At 67.0% G+C, this 12,348-nt stretch carries 9 protein-coding genes; all 9 read right to left on the minus strand.

What is annotated here, in order from left to right; all coding sequences use genetic code 11:
* Positions 1-2: 2 nt before the first annotated feature.
* The 9 genes from RM543_RS03660 to mreC all read right to left on the minus strand — a co-directional run bounded on the left by RM543_RS03660 (position 3) and on the right by mreC (position 12,305).
* Positions 3-1,460, minus strand: coding sequence for a phospholipase D-like domain-containing protein (locus RM543_RS03660; RefSeq protein WP_311689538.1), 1,458 nt, complete (start codon positions 1,458-1,460; stop codon positions 3-5).
* Positions 1,461-1,749: 289 nt separating this feature from the next.
* Complete coding sequence (carB, locus tag RM543_RS03665) at positions 1,750-4,980, minus strand: carbamoyl-phosphate synthase large subunit (protein ID WP_311689539.1); 3,231 nt, start codon at positions 4,978-4,980, stop codon at positions 1,750-1,752.
* Positions 4,981-5,193: 213 nt separating this feature from the next.
* A complete protein-coding gene (locus RM543_RS03670) occupies positions 5,194-6,444 on the minus strand; it encodes a class I SAM-dependent methyltransferase (RefSeq protein ID WP_311689540.1) in 1,251 nt (416 codons plus the stop codon).
* Positions 6,445-6,602: 158 nt separating this feature from the next.
* Complete coding sequence (locus RM543_RS03675) at positions 6,603-6,725, minus strand: hypothetical protein (RefSeq protein WP_311689541.1); 123 nt, start codon at positions 6,723-6,725, stop codon at positions 6,603-6,605.
* A gap of 96 nt (positions 6,726-6,821) precedes the next feature.
* Positions 6,822-7,757: a 2-hydroxyacid dehydrogenase gene (locus RM543_RS03680; RefSeq protein ID WP_311689542.1), complete on the minus strand. Its 936-nt coding sequence runs from the start codon at positions 7,755-7,757 to the stop codon at positions 6,822-6,824.
* A complete protein-coding gene (rodA, locus tag RM543_RS03685) occupies positions 7,754-8,902 on the minus strand; it encodes a rod shape-determining protein RodA (protein WP_311689543.1) in 1,149 nt (382 codons plus the stop codon). The genes RM543_RS03680 and rodA overlap by 4 nt, the downstream gene beginning before the upstream one ends.
* A gap of 4 nt (positions 8,903-8,906) precedes the next feature.
* Positions 8,907-10,829: a penicillin-binding protein 2 gene (gene mrdA / locus RM543_RS03690; protein ID WP_311689544.1), complete on the minus strand. Its 1,923-nt coding sequence runs from the start codon at positions 10,827-10,829 to the stop codon at positions 8,907-8,909.
* An 8-nt stretch (positions 10,830-10,837) separates the two neighbouring features.
* Complete coding sequence (locus RM543_RS03695; protein WP_311689545.1) at positions 10,838-11,377, minus strand: rod shape-determining protein MreD; 540 nt, start codon at positions 11,375-11,377, stop codon at positions 10,838-10,840.
* Entirely contained in the window at positions 11,370-12,305 is a 936-nt protein-coding gene (mreC, locus tag RM543_RS03700; protein ID WP_311689546.1) for a rod shape-determining protein MreC, read from the minus strand. Before mreC ends, RM543_RS03695 begins: the two co-directional genes overlap by 8 nt.
* Positions 12,306-12,348: the final 43 nt, after the last annotated feature.

Here is a 12,348-nt window from a genome sequence, read left to right on the forward strand (position 1 = left end):
GATCAGTCCTCCGCGAAATCCGCGATCCCTTCGGCCAGCCGCTCGAGGAACGTCTCGCTGGCCTGCTCCGGGTCCGCCATTTCGTTGTCCGAAAGGCCGTTGTCGTCCTCGGCGATCTCGTCCGGGGTGAAGGGAACGAGGGTGCGGCCTGCGCCCCTGAGCGCCTCGATCGCCTTCAGAACCGAGCCTTCGGCCGTGATCGCCGCATCCACCGTCTCGTGGGACTTGTCGAGATGCTCTGCGAGCATGTCCGTCCGGGTCTCCCGGATCTTTGCGCGGACAGCCTCCGGATCGGGGCAAGCGCTTGCCTCGACCGCGAGGTCGCATTCGGTGTCGAAGCCGAGGGAGCGGTTGTTGAAGTTGGAAGAGCCCACCCGTGCGAGCCGGTCGTCCATCACCGTTAGCTTGGCATGGACGTAGATCGCCGCGCCCCCCTCGGTCACCGGGAAGAATGCGCCGAAACGGCCATGAACGTCCTTATCCCAGAGCATGTGCAAAAGGTTGAAGCGCGCGCCGTCCATCGCCTTCTGCCGCAGCCACCCCTCCGACTTGCGCGGCAGGATGATGATGAATTCCGGACCGTCCGGCTCCTGAAGGCGCTCCGCGATGGCCTCTGCAATCCTTGGTGCCGCAAGGTACTGCGTCTCGACGTAGAGCGTGTCCTGCACCTCGGCGATGAGGCGCAGGTAGAGCGCCTCGATCTCCCGGATCTCCTCGTGCCCGGCGTAATCCGGATAGGTGCGCGAGATCCCGACCGGAACGTTCGTCAACGTGGGGTCCAGCCCGTCCGGCCAGATCGCGTCCGCGCCGTCCGGTGTCTCGATCACGTCTCCCGTCGCCCGCTTCCACCGCTCCCGCGCCAGATCACCCAGCGCCTTGGCGAGGGGGCCCGATACGGCGGTGGTGACATCGTGCCACGGCTTCGAGGGCTCTCCGCCGGGCATCTTCCGGTGCTCCTCGTCATCGGCGTGTGCGCGGGTGTCCCAGCGTCCGGCCGTCATGTCGATTCCGCCGCAGAAGGCGATCTGATCGTCGATGACCACGATCTTCGAATGGTGCGCGGCGCCGGTCGGATGGTGCGAATCGAGCCGGAACGTGAAGTTCTCGCCCATGCCGAGGGTCCGGATCGACATCGGCATCATGCCACGGCCAATCGACTGCACGGCGCCGAGATCCCATTTGAGCATGTAGATGTGAAGATCGTCCCGGTTCTGCGGCAACCATTCGAGAAAGTCGCCGAGCTGGTTCGGCCCCTCCATCGTCTCGCGTCCCGGCTCGAATTCGACCCGCGTGTCGAAGTCCCAACCGATCAGCATGATGGTCTGGCGCGCCGAGAGCATCGCGCCCTTCACGGCGCGGAAGTAATCGGCGCCATCGACGATGCGCGCCAGCTTGTCCGCCTGTTCGACGCGCCAGGCGGTCTCGCCGGTCTCGATCAATCGGGTCGGCCCGTTGGGCATGCTGGTCTCCTGCTCATTTCCCGTCACCGAAAGGGCGTCAGGCGCGGCTGCGCACCCCCGGGACGGGGAGGTCACGGACTCGTTAAGCTCGGCTCTCCGCCGCCGGGTTCCGAAATAGTTGTGGTTTGCGACCGAAATCTGACATCGGACCGGAAAGGTTCGAGGCCGCGCGGCGCCTGACGTTGCGTCCTGAACGGGTGCCAAGGGAGCGGCCAGCGCCGCTTTCGGATGGAAGGGCCGGCCCCCGTCGGGACAGGCCCTCGCGGGAGCCGGAGCGATGGCCCGGCCCTCAGGCCTCCTGAAGCGACCGCACCGACAGCTCGCCCTCTTCGCGAGCCTTCATCGCGAGAGCGGCGGCATGGGCGCCGGCCAGCGTCGTGTAGTAGGGGATCCTGTCGAGCAGGGCGACCGAGCGGATGGAACGACTGTCTTCCACCGCCTGCGGCCCCTCGGTGGTGTTCATCACCAGCGCGATCCGCTCGTCCTTCATCTCGTCGACGATGTTCGGCCGTCCCTCGTACACCTTGTTGACCACCTCCGCAGCGAGGTCGTTCTCGGCAAGGAAGGCCGCCGTGCCGCGGGTGGCGACGATGGTGAGGCCGAGATCGATCAGGGTGCGGGCGGTTTCGAGGAGTTGCTCCGTCTTGTCCTCGTCCCGGATCGAGAGGAACACGCGCCCCTCCTTCGGAAGGTCGATCCCGGCGCCCATCTGGGCCTTCAGGAAAGCGCGGGGGAAGGTGTCGTCGGAGCCCATGACCTCGCCCGTGGAGCGCATCTCGGGCCCGAGAAGCGTATCCACTCCGGGGAAGCGCGCGAAGGGCAGGACGGCCTCCTTGACGGCGAAACGCTCCGTCTCCGGATCCACCAGGTCGAAGTTCGTCAGCGGCTCACCGGCCATCAGTCGCGCGGCGATGGAGGCGATGGGGCTGTTCACCGCCTTGGCGACGAACGGCACCGTCCGGCTCGCGCGCGGGTTGACCTCGATGAGGTAGACCTCTCCGTCCTTCACCGCGTACTGCACGTTCATCAGCCCGACGACGCCGAGCTCCAGCGCCAGCGCGCGGGTCTGCTCGCGCAGCGTCGCGATGATGTCCGCCGGGAGGGAGTAGGGCGGCAGGGAACAGGCGCTGTCCCCCGAATGCACGCCGGCTTCCTCGATATGCTGCATGATGCCGGCGACATGGACGTTCTTGCCGTCGGACAGCGCGTCCACGTCGATCTCCGTGGCGCCGGAGAGGTAGCTGTCCAGCAGCACCGGGGACTTTCCGGACACGACGACCGCCTCCGAAATGTAGCGCTCCAGGCTGCTGCGGTCTCGGACGATCTCCATCGCGCGTCCGCCGAGGACGTAGGACGGGCGGATCACCAGCGGGAAGCCGATTTTCTCGGCGATGTCGATGGCCTCGGCATCCGAATGAGCGATGCCGTTCCTGGGCTGCTTCAGGCCCAGCTTCACCACGAGCGACTGGAAGCGTTCGCGGTCCTCGGCCAGGTCGATCGCGTCGGGCGTCGTGCCGAGGATCGGGATGCCCTCGGCCTCGAGCGCATTGGCGAGCTTGAGCGGCGTCTGACCGCCGAACTGGACGATGACGCCGTGCAGCGTGCCCTTCTCCTGCTCGAGGCGCAGGATCTCCATCACGTGCTCGAAGGTCAGCGGCTCGAAGTAGAGCCGGTCCGACGTGTCGTAGTCGGTGGAGACCGTCTCGGGGTTGCAGTTGACCATGATGGTCTCGTAGCCGGCTTCGGTCAGCGCAAAGCAGGCGTGGCAGCAGCAATAGTCGAACTCGATGCCCTGGCCGATCCGGTTCGGCCCGCCGCCGAGGATCACGACCTTCTTCGCATCCGAGGGGCGCGCCTCGCATTCCACCTCGCCCATCACGGGCTCCTCGTAGGTCGAATACATGTAGGGCGTCTGTGCCTCGAACTCCGCCGCGCAGGTGTCAATGCGCTTAAAGACCGCGACAATGCCGAGGTCGAGCCGCGCCCGCCGCACCTGCGCTTCCTCGAGCCCGGTGACGGTGGCGAGACGCGCATCGGTGAAGCCCATGATCTTGAGGCGCCGGAGGCCGTCCTCGCTCTCGGGCAGCCCGTCGACACGCAGCGCTTCCTCGGTCTCCACGATCTCGCGGATACGGGAGAGGAACCACGGATCGTACTGCGTGGCGGCCTGGATATCCTCGTCGGTCAGGCCGTGCCGCATCGCCTGCGCCGCGATCCGAAGCCGGTCCGGCGTCCGCTCGGTCAGCGCCTTGATGATGGCGGCGTGATCGGCCGCGCCGGGGATGGCGATCTCGTCGAAACCGGTCAGGCCCGTCTCCATCGACGCCAGCGCCTTCTGCAGGCTCTCGTGGATCGTCCGCCCGATCGACATCGCCTCGCCGACCGACTTCATCGCCGTGTTAAGCTCCGGCTTGGCGCCCGGAAACTTCTCGAATGCGAAGCGCGGGATCTTGGTCACGACGTAATCGATGGTCGGCTCGAAGCTCGCCGGCGTCACTTTGGTGATGTCGTTGTCGAGTTCGTCCAGCGTGTAGCCCACGGCCAGCTTCGCGGCGATCTTGGCGATCGGAAAGCCCGTCGCCTTGGACGCGAGCGCGGAGGAGCGCGAGACGCGCGGGTTCATCTCGATCACGACCATGCGGCCGTCCTCGGGGTTCACCGCCCATTGCACGTTGGAGCCGCCGGTTTCGACGCCGATCTCGCGCAGGACCGCGATGCTCGCGGAGCGCATGATCTGGTATTCCTTGTCCGTGAGCGTGAGCGCCGGCGCGACCGTGATGCTGTCGCCGGTATGCACGCCCATCGGATCGACGTTCTCGATGGCGCAGACGATGATGGCGTTGTCGTTGCGGTCCCGCACGACCTCCATCTCGAATTCCTTCCATCCCAGGAGGCTCTCGTCGATCAGGATCTGGGAGACGGGGGAGGCGTCGAGGCCGGAGCGGCAGAGGCGAAGGTAATCGTCGCGGTTATAGGCGATGCCGCCGCCGGTGCCGCCGAGCGTGTAGGCCGGGCGGATGATCGCGGGCAGTCCGACATGCTCCAGCGCGTCGGTGCATTGCTGCATGGTGTTGGCGATGGTCGCCTTGGGGTTCTCGAGGCCGATCCGGTCCATCGCCTCGCGGAAGAGGCCGCGGTCTTCGGCCATCTCGATGGCCTCGCGGTTCGCCCCGATCAGCTCGACGCCACATTCCTCCAGCACGCCCATGTCGGCGAGCGCGAGGGCGGTGTTCAATCCGGTCTGTCCGCCCATGGTGGGCAGGAGCGCATCGGGCCGCTCCTTGCGGATGATCTTGGCCACGACGTCCGGCGTGATCGGTTCGATATAGGTGGCGTCCGCAAGGCCGGGGTCGGTCATGATCGTCGCCGGGTTCGAGTTGACGAGGATGACGCGATAGCCTTCCTCCCGCAGCGCCTTGCAGGCCTGGGCGCCGGAATAATCGAACTCGCAGGCCTGACCGATGATGATCGGCCCCGCTCCGATGATCATGATGGACGAGATGTCGGTGCGTTTAGGCATGCGGGGGCTCCGGATGGTGTCGGCGGATGGGGTCGGCCAAATCGTTCGGCGTTATAGTGACCGGGTGCCGGGGCGCAAGGGATAGCGGGCCGCAACGCGGGGCCGGGCGAGGTGCCGGGAGACCGCAGCGCGACAGTGGCGGCGCGGGCGCCGTCGTCGTCCTGCCCCCGATCCCTCTCATGGTCCGGACTGCTCCGGGGGGAGCCGTGCGCCCTATTCGGCGGCGGCCGCCATCGCGGCCACGTCCGTTTGTGCGTCATCGCGGTAGAGATAGTCCCGCGTCAGCGGCACCGCATCCTTCCTGCGGGAGAGCTGCACCTGGAAGACGCATTGGCGGTGTTCCCGGAAGCCCAGCTCCGAGGCGATCAGGTAGTAGCGCCACATCCGCACGAAACGCGCGTCGTAGAGCTCCTCGGCGCGGTCCGCGTTCGCCATGAACCGCTCGTACCAGTGCCGCAGCGTCTCCGCGTAATGCAGCCGCCAGATCTCGACATCCGTGGTCCAGAGCGGGGTGCTCTCGACGGCCTTCGCCACCTCGGACAGGGCAGGGACGTAACCGCCGGGGAAGATGTACTTCTGGATCCAGGGCGAGGTGCCGCCCGGCGGCGCGGTGCGTCCGATGGTATGGATGAGCGCTATGCCGTCCGCGTCCAGAAGGTCGTAGACCTTGCGGAAATAGGTCTCGTATTGCGGCACGCCGACATGCTCGAACATGCCGACGGAGACGATCCGGTCGAACGAGCCCGTCACCTCGCGGTAATCCGTCAGGCGGAACTCCACCCGGTCCTCCAGGCCCGCCGCCTTCGCCCGGGCGGCCGCGACCTTCTGCTGCTCGGTGGAGAGGGTCGCACCGAGAACGGTCGCTCCGTAATCCCGCGCCAGCGTCAGACCCATCCCGCCCCAGCCGCATCCGATGTCGAGGACGCGCATGCCAGGCTCGATCCGCAGTTTCTCCGCAATATGCGCCTTCTTCTGCGCCTGCGCCTCCTCCAGCGTATCGTCAGGAGACCGGAAGTAGGCGCAGGAATACTGCTTATCCTCGTCGAGGAAGAGGTCGTAGAGTTCGCCCGACAGGTCATAGTGATGCGAGACGTTTTTCCGCGCCGTCGCCTTCGGCGCGTGTTGCTGAAGGCCCCGGCGCAGGCGGCGGAGCCGGAGGTCCAGGCCGCGCCATGCAGGCTGGTCGGGGCGTGCAGCGTTCACGGTTGCCAGTTCCAGGAGGCCGTAGAGATCGTCGTCCTCGATCGTCAGGCCGCCGTCCACGTATCCCTCGCCAAGGCCCAGATCGGCGTTGAGGCAGATCCGGCGGGGCAGGGTCTCGTCATGGATCGTGACACGGACGATGCGGTCCGCCGCGCCCTGCGCCTGTCCGTAGTGCCGGACGGAGCCGTCTGGAAAGGTGACGTCGAGCCTGCCGACCTTCATCAGGCCGCGCAGCATTCTGTCGAGGATGCCCTCCCACATGGGCACATCTCCTTCGGTCGGTCATGCGTTGACGCAAATGTTAACGCGCCTCGCGGAAAGAGAAAGAGGGTGCCGCCGGCTTGCCCACTCGAGGCGCGGCAAGCGGTGTCGGCGGGACTTTCCCGAAGCGGCGAATAATTGCCGGTCCGAGCGGAACTTCAGGCGGGGATCGCAGTTGCATACCCGACAGAGATTGACACCGAGGGCACTTCAATGATCGCGAAAATGATTCTCGCTTCCGGCATGATCACGGGAATGATGGCCAGCGTCGTGTTTGCCATCGTGTGATTCCGCCCTGCGCCCCGTCTTAAGGGGCGACAGGACGTAGCAAGAGCGGCTGCTCCGGACCGGGGGCAGCCGTTTTTCGTTTCAGGTCCTCAGTAGCCGCTCGCGCGGTCGACGAGGGCGAGGAGCGCCTTGCCGTCTTCGCTACGGCGAATGTTCTCGGCGATGAACCGGGCGGCAGTCGTCGGCCGGGTTTCCGAGGCGACATGCGGGGTCACGGTGATTCCGGTGTGAGCCCAGAAGGGGTGCGTCTCCGGCAGTGGCTCCGTCCTGAAGACATCCAGCACAGCGTGGCCGAGCTGGCCCGCATCCAGCGCCTCTATCACCGCGTCATCGTCGATCAGCGTGCCGCGCCCGGGATTGATCAGGACGGCGCCGGGAGCGGTAGATCCCAGGGCCGCGGTATCGACGATGCTCTCGGTCTTCGGCGTTCCCGGCAGCAGGCAGATGACGAAATGCGCCCCCGCAAGCGCCTCGGTCAGGCCATCCGGGCCGGAGACGCAGCGCACGCCCTCGATCTCCCGCGGTCGCCGGCTCCAGCCGCTGACGTCGAAGCCCAAGGCTGCAAGCGCCCGCGCCACCGCTCCGCCAAGTTCGCCGAGGCCCAGGACCGCCACGCGGCGTTCGCGCGCCAGAGGAGGCACGTAAGGCTCCCACGTGCCGGACTGCCGCGCCAGGGCATGGCCGATATTCAGGTGATGATGGAGGACATGCCCCATCACCCACTCGGTCATCCCCTCCTTCAGGCCCGGATCGGCCATCCGCGTCAGTGGCGCGGTGAGCGTCTCGTTCCCCGCGATGGTCTCGACGCCGGCCCAGAGCGACAGGACCGCCTTGAGCCGTGTGTAGGGTGCGAAATCCCGCAGATCTGGGTTCGGGGCGTACACGATGTAATCGACGGTCTCGGGCGGACCGACACCCGGCCCCAGTTCGGCAACGATTCCCGCCTCGTCCAGCGCCGCGCGGAACGGCGCCTCGTAGTCGTCCCAGAGGCCGGGCCTGGCGGAGAACAGGATCTTCAGGCTCATGCGCGCCCCCGCGGGCGGTGAACATGGGCGGACTGGACGAGACCGAAGGCGGCCAGCAGCACCAGCATCGCCGAGCCGCCGTAGCTGACCAGCGGCAGCGGAACGCCCACCACGGGCGCAAGGCCCATCACCATGGACATGTTGACCGCGAAGTAGAGGAAGAAGGTCGCCGCGATGCCGATGGTCAGGAGGGCGGAGAAGCGATCCTTGTTCTGCATCGCGGACGAGATGCAGAAGACGATGATCAGCGCGTAGAGCGCGAGAAGGGACAGCCCGCCCACGAAGCCGAACTCCTCCGCCAGAGTGGTGAATATGAAGTCGGTGTGCTTCTCGGGCAGGAAGTTCAGACGGCTCTGGGTGCCTTGCATGAACCCTCGTCCGGTCCAGCCGCCGGAGCCGAGGGCGATCTTGGACTGCGTGATGTGATAGCCCGCGCCGAGCGGGTCCGTGTCGGGGTCGAGGAAGGTATCGATCCGGCGGTACTGGTAATCCTTGAGCAGCTGCCAGGGCGTGCCGCGCGATTGCAGGACCGCGGTCACGAGGCCGACACCTGAGGCGATGACGGCGGCGAAATAGGCCCAGTGGACCCCCGCGGCGAACATCACGATGCCGCTTCCCGAGACCAGAAGGATCGCGGTCCCGAGGTCGGGTTGCTTCAGGACGAGCGCGGTCGGGATGAGCACGAGAAGGAGCGGCACCAGAACCCAGAGCGGGCGGGACACCTTGTTGATGTCGAGCCAGTCGTAATAGGCGGCGAGCAGCATCACGAGGGTGATCTTGGTGAGCTCGGAGGGCTGGAGACGCACGAAGCCGAGGTCGATCCAGCGCGTCGCGCCCATTCCGGTCGTCCCGAACAGCTCCACCCCGACGAGCAGGGCTATCGAGATCGCATAGGCCAGCGCCGCGACGTTGCGCCAGAAGAAGATCGGAACCATGGCGACGATGAACATCGCGGTCATCCCCATGGCGAACCGTTCCATCTGCGGCTCCGCCCAGGGCCTGAAGGAGCCGCCGGCCACGGAGTACAGCATCAGGAAACCGGTCGAGGCGACGGCCGTCAGAAGCACGATCAGCGCCCAGTTGAGGTAGAGCACCTTGCCGAGCCCCTTCGGGACGGACTGGACGCGGTATTCGAGATAACTCACGCGCTCACGCCTTCTCGCTCGGTGGCGTGGCGCCGTCCGGACGGCGGATCAGGAGGCTGCTGAACAGGTCCTCCTGCTGCCGCCGCTGGGACGAGGGGTAGGCGTCCAGGGGCGGAATGGCTCCGTCATGGAGGGCGGAGAGCATGATGTCCCGCGCGACGGGGGCCGCGACGGCCGAACCGCCGCCGCCATGCTCGACGATGACGGAGACGGCGATCCTGGGATTGTCCGCGGGGGCGAAGCACACGAAGAGAGCGTGGTCCCGCTCCTCCCAGGGCACGTCCGCGTTGCGGACCACGACGGAGCGGACCTGGCTGGTCCCGGTCTTGCCGCAGAGCTGCATGTCGTCGGCGACGATGCGGCTGCGATAGGCCGTACCGCCGCGTTCGTTCATCACGCCGTACATGCCGGAGCGGATCTGCTGAAGCGTGGTCGGGCCGAGGCCGAGGGGGCCCTCCGTCTCGACCGGCTGCTCCACGCCGTTGACCGATTTGACGAGCCGCGGCTTGATGCCCTCTCCGGTCGCCAGCCGCGCGGCCATCACGGCCAGCTGCAGCGGAGAGGCGAGGACGTAGCCCTGGCCGATGGATGCGTTGAGGCTGTCGCCCACCAGCCATTCCTGGCCGTGGCGCTCGCGCTTGTACTGCTTCGTCGGCGCGATGCCCTCGGCCACGGCGGACATCGGCAGATCGTGCCGGATGCCGATCCCGAGCTTCCGGGCCATGGCGGAGATGTTCTCGATCCCGACGCGTTCGGCCAGTTCATAGTAGTAGACGTCACAGGACCCCTTGAGGGAGCCGTGCAGGTCCGTCCAGCCATGTCCGCCGCGCTTCCAGCAGTGGAAACGGCGCTGGCCGAGTTCCTTGTAGCCCGGGCAATAGATCGTTTCGCCGGCGGTCACGACGCCGGCCTCGAGCGCGGCGAGCGCGGTGACCATCTTGAAGGTCGAACCGGGCGGGTAGAGGCCCTGCACGGTCTTGTTCGCGAGCGGGCGGTGATCGTTCTCCGTCAGCATCGCGTAATCGGCGACCGAGATGCCACGGACGAACTTGTTGGGATCGAAGGAGGGCGCCGAGGCCATCGCCAGAAGGTCGCCCGTGCGCACGTCCATCACCACGGAGGCGGCGCTCTCCGCGCCGAGCCGCGCCTGCGTGAAGTTCTGCAGGCGGTGGTCGATGGTGAGCTGCACGTCGCCCCCGGCGATGCCCTCCTGCCGCGACAGCTCCCGCATGACCCGTCCGCCGGCATTCACCTCGATGCGCTTGGTGCCCGCCTCGCCGCGCAGATCATCCTCCAGCTTGGCCTCGAGACCGACCTTTCCGATCTGGAAGCCGGGAATCTGGAGCACCGGCTCGGGGTCCTCGATCTTCGACAGGTCGTAGTCGGAGACCGGGCCGACATAGCCGACGATATGGGCGAAATCGCTTCCGAGAGGATAGTGTCGCGTCAGGCCGACCTCCGGCGTCACCCCCGGCAGGGCAGGCGCGTTCACCGCGACTTCGCTCACGTCGGCCCAGTCGAGCTGATCGGCCACGGTGACCGGAACGAAGGGCGAGCGGCGCATGATCTCCTTCATCGCGCGCTCCGAATTCTCGTCCGAGATCGGCACGAGCGCGCGCAGACGGGCCATCGTCTCCTCGATCTCGCCGGCATCCTCGCGCACCACGACGACGCGGTAATTCTGGGCGTTGCCGGCGATCAGCGCGCCGCCCCGATCGAAGATCAGGCCCCGCGCCGGGGGAAGCAGGCGGATGTTGATGCGGTTCTCTTCGGCCAGAAGACGGAACGCGTCGGCCTGATCCACCTGCATGTGCCGCATCCGGCCGCCGAGGACGGCCATGAAACCGAGCATCCCGGCCCCGGCGAGGAGGGACCGGCGGGTGATCCGGCGGGCGCTTTCTTCGGTATCTCTGGGGGGCCTGCGCATCTGGGACCTCACAATCTGTGTCCGAGGGCGTCCGTCTTTCCCGGGCTCGGTTTGCGCACGTTCAGGACATGCGCGGAGAGGAAGGCGACGGCGGGGTATATCGCAGCGGTGACGAGGCCGCGGAAGACCGCGCTGCCGAAGGAGGGGCGATCCACGGCGAAGAGTGCCAGGACGGCGTGGTTCGCGGCAACCATCCCGACGAGAACAACCGTCACGAGGCCCCATTCGAAGGCGAACGGTACGTCCCGGTTTTGCGAGCGGCGCGAGCGGAGAAACTCGGTTCCCGCGATCACGAGCGCCGCTCCGAGGCCGGGCGGACGCTGGAACATGAGGTCCGTGGCCAGATAGACTGCGGCAACGAGAAGCACGGGCACATAGGCCGGGCGGCGGATCGTCCAGCAGAAGGTCAGCGCCAGCAGAAGGTCCGGCCCCGGCAGGACCGGAACCGTCATGTCGAGCGGCAAAAGCCGGACGAAGACGATGATCGCCGCCAGAAGGAGGTAGAGCGAGCGAAATCCCCAGAGGCGGGCGGTGACGGGATCAACCATTTTCGGACTGCCCCGCGGCGAGCTGGTCGATGCCCTCTTCGGGCACTGGCGGCAAAAGCGGGACGGGCTGCGGCGGCACGATGAGGGAGCCGTCCGCGGGAACCACTTCGCCCTCGTGGGAGCGCAGCACGCGCATGAATTCGAGCCGCTCGTAATCGGCCGCGAGGCGCGTGCGGAGGCGTCCATCCGTGCCGGCGATCACCTGGCCGACGAGGATGCCCGACGGAAAGAGCCCGCCATCGCCCGAGCTGACGACCCGGTCGCCGGGGCGCACCTGGTCGAAATCCTCGATGAAATCGAGCGTCGGGGCGGAGGCGTTGTCCCCCGACAGCATCGCGCGCTGACCGGACGGCTGGATCGTCACCGGGATGCGGCTCGCGGCATCGGTCAGGAGGATCACGCGGCTCGTCTGCTTTCCGACACCGGCGATGCGCCCCACGAGGCCGAGGCCGTCCATCGTCGCCCAGCCGTCGCGGATGCCGTCCCGGCTGCCCACGTTGAGAAGGGCGGACTGGCGGAAGGGGGACCCGCTGTCGGCCATCACCACGCCGGACACGGAGGTCAGCTTGGGGTCGAGACGGACGGAATTCAGGGCAAGGAGCTTGGCGTTCTCCTGTTCCAACTGCACCGCCGCCTCTTTCCACGCCTTCATCTGCTGAAGCTCGCGGCGGAGGTCCTGGTTCTGTTCGTAGATCCGCTGGTAGGACTGGAAGTCGTCCACCATGTCGGCGAGGCTCCGGATCGGAGCGCCGGCGAACTCGAAGCTGGGCACCACGCGGTCGAGCAGCTCCGTGCGCATCCGTTCCACGCGGGGGCTGTCGATGCGCCAGACGACGAAGATCGCGAGGCACAGGACGATCGTCACCCCGACGAGGATGCGTCGGACCGGACTGACGTAGTCTATGCCGTTGCCTGCGCTGCGTGCCACGGGTGCCCTCGGTCGGAGTGGATGATGTGGCGGCGTGAGCCGA

The sequence above is a fragment of the Tropicimonas omnivorans genome, assembly GCF_031846565.1.
Lineage (GTDB): Bacteria > Pseudomonadota > Alphaproteobacteria > Rhodobacterales > Rhodobacteraceae > Tropicimonas_B > Tropicimonas_B omnivorans.